The sequence below is a fragment of the Micromonospora sp. U21 genome, assembly GCF_018070045.1.
GTDB lineage: Bacteria > Actinomycetota > Actinomycetes > Mycobacteriales > Micromonosporaceae > Micromonospora.
The window spans coordinates 314,470-330,335 of the sequence record NZ_JAGPYK010000003.1; the positions used below are offsets into that span (position 1 = coordinate 314,470).

Here is a 15,866-nt window from a genome sequence, read left to right on the forward strand (position 1 = left end):
CGCGAATCGTGACCCTGGCCCCCGTCAACGGTCCGGACCGGGGCAACGGGCGCGGTTTGCGTCGGTTGCGTCCGGGAAGCCAGCGATCAAACAGGTGCGGGACGCACCTGTGCCGTGGTGAGGGGAGAGCGACATGGCGGACCGGGATCAGCTCCACGACCTGCGTCAGCAGGCCCACAACGCGGGCATCGAGGGCAACTCCAAGATGACCGAGGATCAGCTCCGGCAGGCGCTACGCAAGGTTGGCAAGGGCGCCGAGCCCCAGATGGCCAAGCGGGAAGCCAAGGGCTGACCAGCACTGTCGGCGCCAGCACCTGGGTCTTGGTGCTGGCGCCGACATGTTTCGCCCAGCAAGGACACCGCTCGGGTGCCCGAACAGGAGGAACGGAACATGACCAGGATCGGCATCATCATCGGCAGCACCCGGCCCGGACGGAACGGCGCCGCCGTCGCGCAGTGGGTGTACGACATCGCCAAGCAGCGCACGGACGTCGAGTTCGAGCTCGTGGACCTGCTCGACTACAAGCTGCCGCACCTGGACGAGGTGTACCCGCCGTCGATGGGCCAGTACCAGCAACCGCACACGCTGGAGTGGGCCAGAAAGATCGCGTCATTCGACGGTTTCGTGATGGTTACGCCGGAGTACAACCACTCGACCTCCGGTGCACTGAAGAACGCGATCGACTTCCTCTACAGCGAGTGGAACAACAAGGCCGTCGGGTTCGTCAGCTACGGCTCGGTGGGCGGCGCCCGGGCGGTGGAGCACCTGCGGCTGATCTCCGCTGAGCTGCAACTGGCGGACGTGCGGTCCCAGGTGGCGCTCTCGCTCTTCACCGACTTCGAGAACTTCAGCGTTTTCAAGCCCAACGACTTTCAGCGGGACTCGCTGAACGCCACCCTCGACCAGGTCGTGGCCTGGAGCCAGGCCCTCGCTCCCCTGCGAGCCCAGTAGGGCTCGACGGGACCGATCAACGCCACTCCCGGACAGCTGACCGAGCAGGGTGCCGACCAGCGCGACCACCAATCCCAGCACCTGCACCGGGCGCAGCGTCTGACTGAGCGCCAGCCAACCCAGGACCGCTGCGGTGATCGGGCTGAGCAGGGCGAGGAATGCCACCGAGGTCGCCGGCAGCGCGGCGATACCACGGAACCAGAGCCAGTACGCCAGCGCCGTACCGACGGTGGCCAGGTACCCGTACCCGGCGAGGTGGGTCCCGGTCAGGGCGGCCGGCAGTCCTTCCGCGGCGAGCGCCACGGGAGCGAGCAGCAGACCACCGGCGGTGAGCTGCCACGCGGTGAACGGCAGCGCACCGGTCCCGATCGGTCGTCCCCATCGTTTCGTCAGGACGGTGCCGGCGGCCATCGACGCCGTGCCGAGCAGCCCGGCCAGGATGCCCAGCAGGTCGAGGTGGGCACCCGGGCGCAGGACCACGAACGAGACGCCGAGCACCCCGAGCAGTCCAGCCCCGATCGCGATCATGGTGGGTCGGATCCGGAGCAGGGCGGCCGAGAGGCCGACCGTGAGCAGCGGGCCGGCGGCGCCGAGCACGGCAGCGACGCCGCCGGGTAGCCGGTAGGCGGCGAAGAAGAGCATCGCGAAGAACACCCCGATGTTCAGCGTGCCGAGGACCGCCGCCTTCCACCACCAGTCTCCGCGGGGCAGGAGGCGGGTCACCGCGAGCAGGACGAGGCCGGCCGGCAGCGCCCGTAGGGCCGCGGCCAGCAGCGGCCGCCCGTCCGGTAGGAACTCACTGGTCACGGCATAGGTCGTGCCCCAGACAATCGGCGTGACGGCGGTGCTGACAAGCATCCGGTTCATCGCGGTGTCCCCTCATCAGTGAGAACGGGACGTACATCCCGGAGCCCCAGCGCGTCGATCGTCGTGCCGGTGATGAGGGCCCGCTCGCCGGGGTTTCGTCTGGTCATCGTGCCGCCTCCTCGTGGCTTGCCGGTAGCTTAGTGCTAAGAAACTTAGTCTCAAGTATCTGACCGGCTATGAGACGTGACACAATCGGGTCATGCGGCAGGAGAGAGTGACGGCGACCGACGGGGTGGACGTGATCGTCCGGCAGTGGGCGGCCGAGCGACCCGACCTTGAAACCCTCCCGATGGAGGTCTTCGGCCGGATCTACCGGATCTCCCGGCTGATGGGAGACCGGGTCGAGCGGGCGTACGCGCCCTTCGGTATCGGACGCGGTGAGTTCGACGTGCTCGCCACCCTGCGCCGGGCCGGCGAGCCTCACACGCTGTCGCCGAGCCAGTTGTCGGCAACCCTGATGCTCACCACCGGCGGCATGACCGGCCGGCTGGACAAGCTGGCGCGTGCCGAGCTGGTGCGGCGCATTCCCGATCCGACGGACCGGCGTGCGCTGCGTGCCCAGTTGACCGCCAAGGGTCGGCAGGTGGTGGACGAGGCGCTCACCGCCGGGCTCGCCGAGCAGACGGCGGCGCTGAACCAGCTACCAGCCGCGCAGCGCCAGCAACTGGCCGGGCTTCTCCGTACGCTGCTCGCCGCCTGCTGACGCGCGGGACGAGACAGCCGGCGAGCTTTCGCGAGCGCCACTCATTCCTCGTGGTGCCGGTCGAGTTGCGCGCGAAGCGCCTCCGCGATTTCGCCCGCCGCGACGAGTTGATCCGGCGTGAGAGCGTCGACGAAGAGTTCGCGAATGGCACGCAGGTGCGGAACCGTGGACCGCTGGAACGCCTCGGCTCCGGCCGGCGTGAGCAGCACCTCCGCCCCTCGGGGAACGGTGGGGCACTCCTGGCGGCGGATGAGCCCGCGCCGCTCCATGCGCCCGAGGTGGTGGGAGAGCCTGCTCCGTTCCCAGCCGATGTGTGTCGCGAGTTCGGAGGAGCGCATCCGCCGGTCCTGTGCCTCGCTGAGGGCGAGCAGCACGGCGTAGTCCCCCGGCGAGAGCGAGGACTCGGTCTGGAGGCGTGACGCGAGCCGGGACCTGAGTGCTTCCGTCGTCTCGATGAAGTCCCGCCAGATCCGTAGCTCCTCCGCGGTCGGCAGTTGGCGTCCTGCCCGCCGCCCGGGTGTGGCCTTTGTCATCTACTTCCCCTTGGTTGACGTGTCAATTGGCAGGCTAGCATCGTTGACGTGTCAACCGCTTAGACCCCCGTCCAAGGGGTCACCCTGGTGGGACCGCCTGAGGAGGAGACCATGCCGGCTGGAGGCTTCGAACTGGGGCTCAACTCGTTCGGGGAGGTGGCCACCGATGGCGACCGGGTCCTCAGCGACGCCGAGACCGTGCGGCTGCTCGTCGACGAGGCGCGGCTCGCGGAGTCGGTCGGACTCGACGTGTTCAGCCTGGGTGAGCACTACCGGGAGGGCCACAACGACTCGGCCACCCCCGTGTTGCTCGCGGCGATCGCGACGGCGACTGATCGGATCCGCCTCGGCACCTCGGTCACGGTGCTCAGCACGAATGATCCGGTACGGCTCTACCACGAGTTCTCCACCCTCGACGCGGTGTCCAACGGCAGGGCCCAGATCGTTCTCGGGCGGGCGTCGGCGACCGAGTCGTTTCCACTGTTCGGCTACGACCTGGCCGACTACGAGCGGTTGTTCGAGGAGAAGCTCGACCTCTTCGTACGACTCCGGCGGGACGAACCGGTCACCTGGTCCGGTACCGTACGCAGCCCGCTGACCGCGCAGCGGCTGCATCCCCGGATGCGGCCCGGTGGCATCCCGACGTGGATCGGCGTCGGCGGGAGCCCGAACTCGGTGCTCCGCGCGGCGCGCTACGGACTTCCGCTCATGATGGCGATCATCGGCGGGCGCCCGCAGCGGTTCGCCGGTCACGTCGATCTCTATCTCCGGGCGCTCGAACAGGCCGGGCATACTGTCCAGCCGATCGGGCAACACTCGCTGGGCCTCGTCGCGGACACCGACGAGGAGGCGGTGGAGACGTGGTGGCGGTACTGGCAGCCGGTCGTGGCGGCGCTCGCCGAGGAGCGCGGCTTCTACAAGCCGGACCGCGCGCGCTACCAGGCCGAAATCGACCACGGGGCGCTGTTCGTCGGGTCGCCGGAGACGGTCGCGCGAAAGATCGCGACGGTCGCCCGCGATCTGCGGCTGAGCCGCTTCGACCTCAAATACGACATCATGCACCTGCCTCGCGAGGCACGCGCGCGCACCATCGAGCTGCTGGGCAGCGAGGTCGCGCCGCGGGTCCGGGAGCTGCTGGCGAAGGAGCCCACCAATGTCTGACCTCGAGTTCGGCCTCGACACCTTCGGCGACGTACCGGAGGACGACTCAGGTAAGCCGATCTCCTACGCGGCGGCCATCCGGCAGGTCGTCGACGAGGCGGTGCTGGCCGACCAACTCGGCGTCGACGTCATCGCCCTCGGCGAGCACCACCGGCCTGAATATTCGGTCTCGACACCGGAGACCGTGCTGGCCGGTATCGCCACCCGCACATCGCGGATCCGGCTCGCCTCCGGAGTGACCGTACTGAGTTCGGACGACCCGGTCCGGGTGTTCCAGCGCTTCGCGACGGTCGACGCGCTGTCGCACGGCCGGGCCGAGGTCATCCTCGGTCGCGGCTCGTTCACCGAGTCCTTCCCCCTGTTCGGCTACGACCTGCGCGACTACGACGTGCTGTTCGAGGAGAAGATCGAGCTGTTCGTGAAACTGCTGGACGAGCAGCCGGTCACCTGGAGCGGCACCATGCGGGCTCCGCTGGAGAACGCGGACGTCTTCCCGAAGACGGAGTCGGGGCGGCTCACGACCTGGGTGGGCGTCGGCGGCTCGCCGCAGTCGGTCGTACGCACCGCCCGGTACGGCCTCCCGCTCATGCTCGCCATCATCGGCGGGAGTCCCGAGCGTTTCGCGCCCTACATCGACCTGTACCGGCGGGCAGCCGAGCAACTCGGCACGACCGCGCACCCGGTCGGGATGCACTCCCCCGGCTTCATCGCCGACACCGACGAGGAGGCGAAGGAGCTGTACTGGCCGCACTACCGGGTCATGCGGGACCGGATCGGTGGGCTGCGGGGCTGGCCGCCGATCCGTCGCCAGGAGTTCGACGCCGAGGTGGAGCACGGTTCCCTCTACATCGGCTCACCGGAGACCGTGGCCCGCCGCATGGCCCGGGCGATCCGCAGCGTCGGCGTCGGCCGCTTCGACCTCATCTACACAGCGGGAGCGCAGCCGGTCAGCGCCCGGATGCGCGCCGTGGAGCTGTACGGCAGCAAGGTGATCCCCATGGTCCGTGACATCCTGGCCAGCTGACCCGTCCCCACGAACGCCGCATCGGCACCCGGAAGGAAGACATGAACGGCAACGGCCGGAACAGGCCACAGACCCTCGCGGTCCTCGGCGCCGGCAAGGTGGGCACCGTGCTCGCCCGGCTCGCCGTCGCCGCCGGATACCGGGTGCTCGTCGCCGGCTCCGGCGACCCGGCGAGGATCGCCCTCACCGTCGAGGTGCTCACACCCGGAGCGGTCGCCACCACCGCGGTCGACGCCGCGGCCGCCGCCGACATCGTCATCCTCGCCCTCCCGCTCGGCAAGTACCGCAGCGTTCCCTCCGAGACGTTCCGCGGCAAGCTCGTCGTCGACGCGATGAACTACTGGTGGGAGGTCGACGGCATCCGCGACGACCTCACCAACCCGCGTACCTCGTCGAGCGAGACCGTCCAGATGTTCCTGTCCGGCGCCCGGGTCGTCAAGGCGTTCAACCACATGGGATATCACGATCTTGAGGACGAGGCGCGGCCGGCGGGAGCAGCCGGCCGCAAGGCCATCGCGATCGCTGGTGACGACGCCGCCGATCTCGCGGTGGTCGCGTCCCTTGTCGACGCGCTCGGCTTCGATCCGGTCGTCGCCGGTCCCCTCGCCGAGGGCGTCCGGCTCGAACCGGGCAGCGAGTTGTTCGGCGCCAACGTGAGCGCAGACGAGGTACGGGCCATGCTCGACCGTTTTCCCGAATCGGAACGTGGACGGACCATCGCCTCTGCGCGATCCTCGACGTCGCAGGACGCGGCGTAGCCCGTCAGCAGCCGGCGCGCACGGCTTCCCGCGCCGCCTGGGCGAGCTGCTCGTCGTGCGGCCGGCCCAGCTCACGCGCGAGCTCGATGGTCCGGTCGAGCAGCGCCAGCGCCTCGTCACCGCGACCCGCGACACGGCACGTCTCGGCGTAGGCGTGCAGGCAGTCGATCTCCAGCTGCACCTCGGCCAGCGGTTCCAGCAGCTCGAAGGCGCGCCGGTGGTGTTCGAGAGCCTTCTCGGGTGAACCCATGACCCGCAGCGCGACGCCGAGACAGTTGTGGCACCACGCCTGGTTGTGTTGGAGATTGTTCTGCTCGGACAGCCGCAACGCGTCGTGCAGCGTCCGCAGTGACTCCGCCGGGTCGTGCGATGCCAGCGCGACGCCGAGGGTGACCAGCCCCGTGATCTGGGCAGGCCCGTCGGCCAGGGCGACGGACGCCCGGGCGAGTTCGACGGCTTCGCTGTGCCGCCCGAGGTGAAGCGTCACCCATCCGTCGAAGGCCAGCGCCTGGGACTGCCCGGCGCGGCGCCCGATCTTCTCGAACAGCTCGCGCGCCCGCCGAAAGCACAGTTGCGCCGCTTCGAGATCGCCCAGATCCCGGCGGACGAGGCCGATGCGCAGCGCCAGACCGGCTGCGAGGTCGTCGTCCGGCCCGGACCGCTCGGCCAGCTCGTAGGCGGCGAGCGCCTCGGCGAGGCGTCCGGCGGCGGCACGGGCGAAGCCGAGGTCCGCCAGCAGCGAAGCCCGCTGCTGGTCGCGGCCGAGACGTGCCGCGGCGGCCGCGGCGGCTTCGAGCAGGCGTGCCTGGTCGTCGGTGCCCCGGTGCCGGAAGAACCACACCCGCATGGCCTGCGGCAGGTCGGCCACCACCTCGTCCATGCCGAGCCGCACGGCGGCGTCGAAACAGGCGACCAGGTTGACGTACTCGAGGTCGAACCAGGCCATGGCCTTCGCCGGATCGCCCGGCGAAGGCTCCTTGCGGTACGGCGAGGGCAGCGTCCGGTCGTGGGCGACCGCCTGCGCCAGATAGTGCCTCAGGACCCGGCGCAGGGCGGCGTCAGCCTGCGGCTCCTCGTCGGCGGCGATGTCTGCCGCGTACAGCCGGATCAGGTCGTGCATCCGGTACCGCCCGGGCGCAAGCTCCTGGATCAGGTGGGCGTCGACAAGCTCCTCCAGCACCGCGCCGACCCGCCCGGACGGCATGTCGGCGAGTGCGCCGGCCACCGCCGCGTCGAAGTCGGCGCCCGGCAGCACGCCCAGTAGCCGGAACATGCGGCGCTGGACGGCGTCGAGCTGCTGGAGCGACATGCCGAACACGGAGCCGAAGCGGTTGCCGGTGTCGCGCAGCCGCTCAGCCAGCACCGCCACCGTCCAGCCCGGCCGGTGGCGAAGCCGCGCGCCGGCCATCCGTAGCGCCAGCGGGAGGCCACCGCACTGCCGCAGCACCTGGCCGACCGCTTCCTCCCCGGTGAGCGCGAGTCCGGCCGCCCGGCCGAACAGGTTGGCCGCGTCGCCGTCGGCCAGGGGCTCCAGGGACACCGGCGGCACCCCGTCCAGGCTGACCAGCCGGTAGCGGCTGGTGATCAGGACCGTGGACTTACCCGCGCCGGGGAGCAGTGGGCGGACCTGCTCCGCGTCGACCGCGTTGTCGAGCACGACGAGCGCCCGCCGGCGGGACAGCTCCGACCTCCAGAGCGCCGCGCGTTCGGCGGCGCTGGCCGGCGGGTGCGTGACGTCCAACGCGCCCAGCAGCCGGCCCAGCGCGGCCTGCGGCTCCAGCGGCTCCTGGCCGGGGGTGAAGCCGTGCAGGTCCAGGTAGAGCCCGCCGTCCGGATACGTAGGGGCGAGCCGATGGGCCACGTGCACGGCCAGGCTCGTCTTGCCCACGCCCGCCATGCCGTCGATCGCGACCGCGCCGGCGGTACGCAGCAGCTCTTCGACCAGCGCGGACTCCGCCTCCCGGCCGGTGAAGTCGAACAGGTCGGCCGGCAGGTCGTTGCGGCGTGGGACGGGTGCCGCGCCGGCCTTGTCCGCCTCGGCCCACACCGCGCGCAGTGGCCGGGGGTCGCGGCCCACAGCCCGGCACAGCGCCACGACGGCCTCCCACGGCGGCACCAGCCGACCGGTCAGGTACCGGGACAGCGACGAGCTGCTCAGACCCGACTCGCGGGAAAGGGCGCGCAGGCTGAGCCCGCTCAGCTCCTTGATCCGGGCCAGCTGAGCCACCAGTCGCTCCTGGGGGCTGGACACCTGCAACACCGTACCGTCCCGGCCCGCGCGGGCCGATCGGCGATGCGTTTGCGCTGCTGGGCAGGGGCCTGGGTGTCCCACGGTGTCCCACGGACCGCGCGTGCCCCGGCACGCCGGTGGTCGGATGACTCCCGTCAGAGACACCGACGACGGAGACGAAGGAGAAGCGATGTCGACCGAGCGCATGCCGAACCCCGCGGTTCTGCTCCCCGACGCGATGGAGGCCCTGATGGCCGTCAACAGGGCCGTGGCGGGCGCCGGGCTGGACGGCAGGCTGTTGGCGCTGAGCCACCTGCGGGCCAGCCAGATCAACGGCTGTGGCCCGTGTGTGGCCGGCGGCGCCCACCAGGCCCGCCAGCACGGTGCGACCGCCGACCAGGTGCATGCCGTCGCCGCGTGGCGGGAGACGCCCTGGTTCAGCGACGAGGAGCGCGCCGCGCTGGCGCTGACCGAGGCCGTGACCCGGCTCGCCGACCAGCCGGACCCGGTGCCGGACCAGCTGTGGGACGTGGCCGCCAAGCACTTCGACCAGAAGGAGCTGGCCGCGCTGCTGCTCAACATCGCGATGACCAACGCCTTCAACCGGCTCAACGCGCCGACCCGCCAGCAGGCGGGCACGTGGTGACCCGTTCCTGATCGGAACCGACAGGGTCACACCGACCAGTACCGCCCGAAGCCACACGTCACCGAGAGGACGTTGTCATGTCGACCACGACGAAGACCACCACCGCCACCCGCGAGCAGCGCGGTGGTTTCACCGACGAGGAGCGGGGCGCGATGAAGGAGCGCGCCAAGGAGCTGAAGGCGGGCGCGCGTCGGGGCGCCAAGGCCGACACGGAGAAGGACGTACTCGCGAAGATCGCCGAGATGTCGGAGTCCGATCGCGTGATCGCCGAGCGGCTGCACGCCGTGATCAAGGCCAACGCGCCGGTCCTCACCCCGAAGCTGTGGTACGGGATGCCCGCGTACGCCCGCGACGGCAAGGTGGTCTGCTTCTTCCAGAGCGCGGCGAAGTTCAAGACGCGGTACGCGACGCTCGGCTTCAGTGACCAGGCGAACCTCGACGAGGGCACCATGTGGTCGTGCTACTTCGCGCTGACCGAGCTGACGGCCGACGACGAGGCGCGGATCGGGGCACTCGTGAAGCAGGCGGTCAGCTGAGGACGCGGTCGCTTCGCAGCGGGAGGTCGGACGTGCCCACGCCGACCTCCCGCTGAGGCGTTTCGACGCCGGCCCCGGAAGAGACACCGGCGGTGCTGCCCCGCCCGTGCAGGTTCAGCCGGAGTGACCCAGGTCACTCGAGGTGAACTTTCACCCGCCGGTCACGTCCGGAGCACCTGGATACCTCTCGAGTTCATCCAGGGAGAATGATGCGTTCAGTTCGCAAGTTATCGGCGCTGGCACTGCTGGTGCTGGGCGTCTCGGCGGTGGCTCCGGGCGGTGTGCCGGCCTCGGCGCAGCCCCGGGCCGCGAAGCCGGCGACCACACCCACGGTCGCGTCCAAGCCCCGGACGGTCACTCTGCTCACCGGCGACACCGTCCATCTCAGCACTGTGAACGGCCAGACGGCTGTCGACGTCGTGCCGGGCAAGGGACGGGAACGGATCCCGTTCATCACCCACAGCGCCGGCGAGGACGTGCGGGTCATCCCCGCCGACGCCGTCGGCCTGCTCAACCGGGGCAAGCTCGACCCGCGACTCTTCGACATCTCGACGCTGGTCGACTTCGGCTACGACGACACCCGCGCCACGCTGCCGCTCATCGTCCAGCACGGCGGCGCCGCCCCCGCTGGCCTCGCCGGCGCCCGGACCACCCGGGAGCTTTCCGGGGCGAGCGCTGTCGCGGAGAACCGCGCCGAAGCGGTGTCCTTCTGGAACAACCTCACGTCCACCGCGGGTGGCGCCGAGCGCAAACTCCGGGCCGGGTTCGAGAAGGTCTGGCTCGACGGGCTGCGCCAGCCCAGCCTTGACGTCAGCGTCCCGATGACCGGCGCGCCGCAGGCCTGGCAGGCCGGCTGGACGGGTACCGGCGTGAAGGTCGGCGTGATCGACACCGGCATCGACCAGACCCACCCCGACCTGGTCGGTCACGTCGCCGCCGCGGAGAACTTCACCGCCGACCCGGACGCCCTCGACCGGGTCGGCCACGGCACCCACGTCGCGTCCACCATCGCCGGCAACGGAGCCGCCTCGCAGGGCCGCTACAAGGGCATGGCGCCCGGCGCGACCCTCTACAGCGCCAAGGTCTGCATGGCAGAGGGCTGCCCGGAGTCGGCGATCCTGGCCGGCATGACCTGGGCGGCGGAGCAGGGCGCCAAGGTCGTCAACATGAGCCTCGGTGGCCCGGACAGCCCGGAGACCGACCCGATCGAGGCGGCCCTGGCCGACCTCACCCGCCGCTACGGCGTGCTCTTCGTCGTCGCCGCGGGCAACAGCGGAATGGCCGGCGACTCCACGGTGGATTCGCCCGGCTCCGTCGCCGAGGCGCTGACCGTGGGCGCCGTGACCAAGACGGGCGAGCTGGCCGAGTTCTCGGGACGGGGCCCGCGCACGGGCGACGCCGGCATCAAGCCGGAGATCACCGCTCCCGGCGTCGGCATCGTCGCCGCCCGCAGCTCGACCTCCGACATGTGGCCGAGCGACGAGAACCCGCAGTACGCCAGCCTCAACGGCACCTCGATGGCCACGCCGCACGTGGCCGGCGCGGCGGCGATCCTGACCCAGCAGCACCCGGACTGGACGCCTGAGCGGATCAAGTCCACGCTGATGGCGGCCGCCCAGCCGAACGCCGGCATCGGCGTCTACGAGCAGGGCGCGGGGTTCCTCGACGTAGCCCGGGCGATCCACCAGACCGTCACGGCGAGCCCGGTCAGCGTCGCCTTCGAGCGGACCACCGCCGCGCAGCAGCGCACCGTCACGTACGCGAACAGCGGCTCGTCCGCGCTCACCCTGGCTGTCTCCCTCGCCGCCAAGGACGCCGACGGCGCCCCGGCACCGGCCGGCCTGTTCAGCCTCAGCGCCCCCTCGGTGACGGTCCCGGCCGGCGGCACGGCCACCGTGACCGTCACCGCGCAGCCCGGCACGAACCTGCCCGACCGCTACTTCGGCGGTGAGGTGACCGCCACCGGCGGCGGTACGCGGGTGCAGACCCCGGTCGCGCTCGACATCGCCCGCCACCAGCTGACCCTCAAGCTCGTCGGGCCGGATGGTGGCGCACCCAGGGCGGACCAGGGCTGGGTGACCGTCCTGACCGACCTGGACCGGCAGACCCTCCTGGTGCTCGGCGACCCCACGGCCACCCAGCACCGCGTCCGCGCGGGCCGCTACCTGGTCCAGACCTACCTGCAGACTAGCGACCCGAACTTCCCGCAGATCACGTCGCTGGTGCGCCCGAGCCTCGACCTGACCAGGGACCAGGCGCTCACCATGGACACCCGCCTGGCGAAGCCGATCGCGGTGTCGGTGCCGAACCCGGAGGCCACGGCGGTCTTCCAGGAGTCCGGCTGGACGATCCGGACCGAGGAGCCGCAGATCTGGGGCAGCAACGACCCGTTCGGCGTGCTGATGAACGTCCCCTTCGACTACGTGCGGACCGCGCAGATCGGGGCCGGCAAGACGCCCGGCTTCGTCTCCTACGTCCACGGGATGTGGGGCCAGGTGGCCCAGGACGGCAGCCTGCACAACAGCCCGTACGTCTACCGGGTCTACCTGTACGAGCCGGAGAAGATGATGACCGGGCTGACCCGCAAGCTGCGCGCGGGCGACTTCGCCACGGTCCGCTCCCAGATCAGCGCGGACGTGGCCGGCGTGCCGGTTTGGCGGCTCGCGCGCGCACACGCGCCCGGCAACTCGCCGGTCTACCGCACCGAGCGCGTAGGCCCGCCGAGCTTCACCTACGACGTGCCGAGCACCATCACCGAGTACTACAACCAGGACAAGAAGGCGGTGTGGCAGTCGACCTCGGGCCAGCCGCGGTACACGTACTACGAGTCGGCGTGGACCAGCTTCAAGCCCGGGCGCACGTACAACGTGAAGTGGGCCAACGCGGTGGCCGGGCCGGTCTTCCCGGAGCCGAACTTCGGCCAGCAGTTCGCCACCCGCTACTGGGGCGACACGATGGGCGGGCCCGGGCCGCTGCACGGCGACGGCGCCGGGCACATGGGCTTCCGGCACGTCGTCGGCGGCAGCGTGCAGGTCGACCTCTACCGCAACGGGGTCAAGATCGGCGACGCGAACCAGGCGCCCTGGACGTGGGACGTGCCCGCGGAGAAGGGTGACTACCGGCTGGCCGCGACCTTCCGCAGCGACCCGGCCTTCACCCTGTCGACCGTGGTCGACGCGGAGTGGACCTTCAAGTCCGCACATGTGGGCGACGGCGACCTGGTGAAGCTGCCGATGACGGCGATCCGGTACACCCCGGAGCTCAACATCGACAACCGGGCGCCGGCCGGCCGGTTGTTCCCGATCCCGGTCTCGCTCGACCGTCAGGTCGGGGCGGCGCCGGGCCGAACCAGGACCCTGACCGTCGAGGCGTCCTTCGACGACGGCAAGACCTGGCGGCAGCTGCCCGTGCAGCGGTCGGGCGAGAAGGCGGTCGCCTGGGTGCACAACCCGGCCGGCACCGGCTTCGTCTCGCTGCGCTCCGGCGCGACGGACAGCAGCGGTAACACGGTCAAGCAGACTGTGATCCGCGCCTACCGGTACTGAGGCTGGACCCCGGACGCGGCGCCTTGGCGGCGCCGCGTCCGGGTCACCGGTGCCAGTACAGCCGGTCGCGGATCCGCCGGGCCATCGGCGAGTCCGTTCCGTCGAGCTCGGCGAGGGCCTCGCTCCACGCCTGCCCGGCCAGGGCCGGGTCGCCGTTCGCGGAGTGGAAGTCGCCGATGGAGACCAGCACCTCCGCGGTGTGGTGGGGGGCCCGTGCGCCGCGGAAGGTGTCGATCGCCTGCTGCCAGGTCGCCATCGCGTGCGGCAGATCGTCGATCATCGAGTACGTGTGCGCCAGCCAGGTCTGGGTGGTGCCCACTCCGTGCAGGTCGCCGAGGGCCTCGAACTGCCGCCGCGCCTCGACGAACATGCCCAGCGCCTCGGCGTGCCGGCCCAGCCAGCCCTTTGCCCGCGCGATGGACAACAGGGCGTTGGTGGCGCCCCGCACGTTGCCCTCGGCGCGAAGGAGCGCCCGCGCCGCCTCGGCATGCCGGATCGCCTCGCGGTAGCGCCTCTGGTCCAGCCGGATCTCAGCGATGTTGTTCTCCACGTGGCCCTGCTCGGCGCGCCGGCCGAGCCGGTCGAAGAGCGCCCGGGCGTGCTGGAGGTGTGACAGCCCGCGGTCCAGGTCGGCCAGGAAGTAGCAGGCGCCGGCGAGGCTGCGGTGCAGCAGGGCCTGAGCGGCGGGGTCGTCCCCGGTCGCCGCGAGGCCGGCGCTCACCACTTCCGCCCACTGCTTGAACTGCGCGGTGTCCTGGAAGAAGTTCTGCATTGCCAACGCGATCTGCCAGGCCGTGCGGGGCCGGCCGCGCTCCTTGGCTCGCGCGACGATGTCGGCCAGTACCCGCTGCTCGGCGGCGAACCAGGCCATCGCGTCGGCCCGGCCGGAGAAACCTCGCCCGGTGACTTCGCGCTCGGACGGCTCCGGCTCGGGCAGCGGCACCTGCGGCTGCAAGGGCAGATGCGCCGCGTAGGCACTGAGCTGGTAGTAGTCGTGGACCCGCTCGATGGCAGCGTTCCGCTCGGCCGCGTCGTCGTGCTCCTCCCCGAGCTCCACGGCATAGGCGCGCAGGAGATCATGCATTCGCCACCGGCCGTCGGCGGGCTGGACCAGCAGCTGTGCCCCCAGCTCGGCGAGCAGGCTGCGGGCGGCGCGCAGGGACAGACCCCCCAGGGCGGCGGCCGTTTCCGTGCTCAGTTCCCCCGCCGCGTGCAGGGGCAGGAGCCGGAAGAGTCGGGCCGCCTCGGGAGTCAGGGCCCGGTAGGACCAGGAGAAGATCGCCTCCAGATCGGCGTGTGCGTCCCCGAAGCCGGCCAGCCGGCCGTCAGACTCGGCCAGCTCACCGGCGACCGCGGGCAGGCTGAGCCCGGGCCGGCCGACGCTGCGGGTGGCGACCAGCGCCAGGGCCAGCGGCAGACGTCCGCAGCGCGCGATGATCTCGTTGACGGCGTCCGGGTCGGCGGCCGCCGCGTCGCCGAGCCGGCGGGTGAGCAGCTCGCGGGCCTCGGCATCGGTCAGCAGGTCGAGGTGTAGCGGGTGGGCACCCGCCTGACCGGCGACACCGGTGATCCGGCGGCGGCTGGTGGCGATGACGAGACTGCCGCCGGTGCCGGGCAACAGGTGCCGGATCTGGTCCCAGTCGCGGCAGTTGTCGAGCAGGATCAGCATCCGGCGCTCCGCCAGGATGCTGCGGTAGAGGCCGGCCTGGGCGTGCAGTTCGGCCGGGATGGCGCCCGGCGCCACCCCGAGGGACCAGAGGAAGCCGCGCAACGCCTCCGCCGGTGTCATCACCGAGTCGCCGGAATCGAAGCCGCGCAGGTCCGCGTGCAACTGCCCGTCGGGGTAGCGGGCGGCCAGCTGGTGGGCCAGGTGCACTGCGAAGGTCGTCTTCCCGACGCCGGGCATTCCGTCGATGACCAGCGCGGTGGTCCGCCGGTCTCCGGCCAGCAGCTCCTCCGCGGCGACCACGAGGCCGCGACGACCGATGAAATAGGGGTGGTCGGCCGGCAACTGCGCCGGCCGCTCGGCCCGGGTCGACTGCGACACCTCCAGCTCGGCTGGCGGCCATGATTCGGCCTTCGCACCGCTGGGCAGCGCTCCGGGCCGATTGAAGGCCGGTCCGACCCCGCGCCGCGACCTGGCGCCGTCGGCCGGCGCGTCGTGGTGGAACAGGCTGTCCCGGGCTGCGCGCAGGTCACCGCCTGGCTGGATGCCGAGCTCGTCGGCGAGCCGGTGCTCGATGTCGGCATAGGCCGCGAGGGCCTCGGCCCGCCGGCCGTCTGCGGCGAGCGCGAGCAGCAGGCGCGCCTGCAGTGCCTCGTCCAACGGCTCGTATTCGGCGGCGAGCCGGATCGCCGGCAGCACCGCGTGGACGCAGCCGGTCCGCAGAGCGATGTCGGTCGCCGCCCGGACTGCCGCGAACCGTTCACCGTCGACAGCGACGAACTCCGGGTGGGCCCGACCGCCGGCCTGCAGGCCCGAGGCGCAACGGTCGCGCCACAGCGCCAGCGCCTCCCGGTAGAGCTCGACGGCCGGCTCGCCGGAGCCGCCAGCGGCCTGGGCGACCAGGTGCCGGAAACGCAGCAGGTCGAGCGACTCCCCGTCGATCCGCAGCCGGTATTCGGCGCCGTCACGGATCAGTACCGAGCCCGCTGCCCGTGTCGGCAGGCCCGGCTCGAAGCGCCGCCGGAGCATCCCGACGTGCCGGTGCACCACATTGACCGCGCTGGGCGGAGGGTCGGATTCCCAGAGCAGGTCGACGAGCTCGGCAACGCTGACCGCGCCGCCGGCCCGGGCGAGCAGCAACGCCAGGATCAGCCGCTGCTGCCGGGTGCCCAGGTCGATTTCGGACTGGCCACGCCAGGCCCGCACCGGGCCGAGAACCGCGAAGGAGAGCAGGCTGGTCATGGT

The 15,866-nt window shown here is 71.4% G+C and carries 12 protein-coding genes and 1 pseudogene; 9 read left to right on the forward strand and 4 right to left on the reverse strand.

Annotation, left to right across the window (positions count from 1 at the left end; all coding sequences use genetic code 11):
- Nucleotides 1-133 precede the first annotated feature (133 nt).
- The gene (locus tag KBX63_RS06095) at nucleotides 134-292 is read left to right on the forward strand and encodes a hypothetical protein (protein WP_210909093.1); all 159 of its coding nucleotides are present in this window, start codon (nucleotides 134-136) and stop codon (nucleotides 290-292) included.
- A gap of 99 nt (nucleotides 293-391) precedes the next feature.
- Complete coding sequence (locus KBX63_RS06100; protein ID WP_210909095.1) at nucleotides 392-952, forward strand: NADPH-dependent FMN reductase; 561 nt, start codon at nucleotides 392-394, stop codon at nucleotides 950-952.
- A 102-nt stretch (nucleotides 953-1,054) separates the two neighbouring features.
- On the opposite strand, the pseudogene KBX63_RS06105 reads toward KBX63_RS06100, so the two are convergent.
- A pseudogene (locus KBX63_RS06105) lies at nucleotides 1,055-1,819 on the reverse strand (EamA family transporter); the annotation flags it as partial.
- Between the two features lie 199 nt (nucleotides 1,820-2,018).
- Between KBX63_RS06105 and KBX63_RS06110 the strand changes: the two are divergent.
- Nucleotides 2,019-2,522 (forward strand): MarR family winged helix-turn-helix transcriptional regulator, encoded by a 504-nt coding sequence (locus KBX63_RS06110; protein ID WP_210909097.1) that lies wholly within the window; start codon nucleotides 2,019-2,021, stop codon nucleotides 2,520-2,522.
- Nucleotides 2,523-2,563: 41 nt separating this feature from the next.
- On the opposite strand, the gene KBX63_RS06115 is transcribed toward KBX63_RS06110, so the two are convergent.
- Nucleotides 2,564-3,055, reverse strand: a complete 492-nt coding sequence (locus KBX63_RS06115; RefSeq protein WP_210909099.1) for a MarR family winged helix-turn-helix transcriptional regulator — start codon at nucleotides 3,053-3,055, stop codon at nucleotides 2,564-2,566.
- Between the two features lie 111 nt (nucleotides 3,056-3,166).
- Between KBX63_RS06115 and KBX63_RS06120 the strand changes: the two genes are divergently transcribed.
- The 3 genes from KBX63_RS06120 to KBX63_RS06130 are packed head-to-tail and all read left to right on the forward strand — an operon-like array spanning nucleotide 3,167 to nucleotide 5,998.
- On the forward strand, nucleotides 3,167-4,216 hold the full coding sequence (locus KBX63_RS06120; protein WP_210909100.1) for an LLM class flavin-dependent oxidoreductase: 1,050 nt from the start codon (nucleotides 3,167-3,169) through the stop codon (nucleotides 4,214-4,216).
- Nucleotides 4,209-5,240, forward strand: coding sequence for an LLM class flavin-dependent oxidoreductase (locus KBX63_RS06125; protein ID WP_210909102.1), 1,032 nt, complete (start codon nucleotides 4,209-4,211; stop codon nucleotides 5,238-5,240). The genes KBX63_RS06120 and KBX63_RS06125 overlap by 8 nt, the downstream gene beginning before the upstream one ends.
- Before the next feature lie 41 nt (nucleotides 5,241-5,281).
- Entirely contained in the window at nucleotides 5,282-5,998 is a 717-nt protein-coding gene (locus KBX63_RS06130; protein ID WP_210909105.1) for an NADPH-dependent F420 reductase, read from the forward strand.
- 4 nt (nucleotides 5,999-6,002) lie between these two features.
- Here the strand turns inward: KBX63_RS06130 and KBX63_RS06135 are convergent, their stop codons facing one another.
- Nucleotides 6,003-8,249, reverse strand: a complete 2,247-nt coding sequence (locus KBX63_RS06135; protein ID WP_307871632.1) for a helix-turn-helix domain-containing protein — start codon at nucleotides 8,247-8,249, stop codon at nucleotides 6,003-6,005.
- A 169-nt stretch (nucleotides 8,250-8,418) separates the two neighbouring features.
- On the opposite strand from KBX63_RS06135, the gene KBX63_RS06140 reads away from it, so the two are divergent.
- The 3 genes from KBX63_RS06140 (at nucleotide 8,419) to KBX63_RS06150 (ending at nucleotide 12,955) form a co-directional block, all read left to right on the forward strand.
- The gene (locus KBX63_RS06140; RefSeq protein WP_210909107.1) at nucleotides 8,419-8,874 is read left to right on the forward strand and encodes a carboxymuconolactone decarboxylase family protein; all 456 of its coding nucleotides are present in this window, start codon (nucleotides 8,419-8,421) and stop codon (nucleotides 8,872-8,874) included.
- Nucleotides 8,875-8,951: 77 nt separating this feature from the next.
- Nucleotides 8,952-9,410, forward strand: coding sequence for an iron chaperone (locus KBX63_RS06145; RefSeq protein WP_210909108.1), 459 nt, complete (start codon nucleotides 8,952-8,954; stop codon nucleotides 9,408-9,410).
- 209 nt (nucleotides 9,411-9,619) lie between these two features.
- Entirely contained in the window at nucleotides 9,620-12,955 is a 3,336-nt protein-coding gene (locus KBX63_RS06150; RefSeq protein ID WP_210909109.1) for a S8 family serine peptidase, read from the forward strand.
- 43 nt (nucleotides 12,956-12,998) lie between these two features.
- Here KBX63_RS06150 and KBX63_RS06155 read toward each other — a convergent pair whose 3' ends face one another.
- A complete protein-coding gene (locus KBX63_RS06155) occupies nucleotides 12,999-15,863 on the reverse strand; it encodes a BTAD domain-containing putative transcriptional regulator (protein WP_210909113.1) in 2,865 nt (954 codons plus the stop codon).
- Nucleotides 15,864-15,866 lie beyond the last annotated feature (3 nt).

What these genes read in the sequence shown, in the direction of transcription:
- KBX63_RS06095 (WP_210909093.1), top strand. Translation starts at nt 134, where the DNA reads ATGGCGGACCGGGATCAGCTCCACGACCTGCGTCAGCAGGCCCACAAC.
- KBX63_RS06100 (WP_210909095.1), top strand. Translation starts at nt 392, where the DNA reads ATGACCAGGATCGGCATCATCATCGGCAGCACCCGGCCCGGACGGAAC.
- KBX63_RS06110 (WP_210909097.1), top strand. Translation starts at nt 2,019, where the DNA reads ATGCGGCAGGAGAGAGTGACGGCGACCGACGGGGTGGACGTGATCGTC.
- KBX63_RS06115 (WP_210909099.1), bottom strand. Translation starts at nt 3,055, where the DNA reads ATGACAAAGGCCACACCCGGGCGGCGGGCAGGACGCCAACTGCCGACC.
- KBX63_RS06120 (WP_210909100.1), top strand. Translation starts at nt 3,167, where the DNA reads ATGCCGGCTGGAGGCTTCGAACTGGGGCTCAACTCGTTCGGGGAGGTG.
- KBX63_RS06125 (WP_210909102.1), top strand. Translation starts at nt 4,209, where the DNA reads ATGTCTGACCTCGAGTTCGGCCTCGACACCTTCGGCGACGTACCGGAG.
- KBX63_RS06130 (WP_210909105.1), top strand. Translation starts at nt 5,282, where the DNA reads ATGAACGGCAACGGCCGGAACAGGCCACAGACCCTCGCGGTCCTCGGC.
- KBX63_RS06140 (WP_210909107.1), top strand. Translation starts at nt 8,419, where the DNA reads ATGTCGACCGAGCGCATGCCGAACCCCGCGGTTCTGCTCCCCGACGCG.
- KBX63_RS06145 (WP_210909108.1), top strand. Translation starts at nt 8,952, where the DNA reads ATGTCGACCACGACGAAGACCACCACCGCCACCCGCGAGCAGCGCGGT.
- KBX63_RS06150 (WP_210909109.1), top strand. Translation starts at nt 9,620, where the DNA reads ATGCGTTCAGTTCGCAAGTTATCGGCGCTGGCACTGCTGGTGCTGGGC.
- KBX63_RS06155 (WP_210909113.1), bottom strand. Translation starts at nt 15,863, where the DNA reads ATGACCAGCCTGCTCTCCTTCGCGGTTCTCGGCCCGGTGCGGGCCTGG.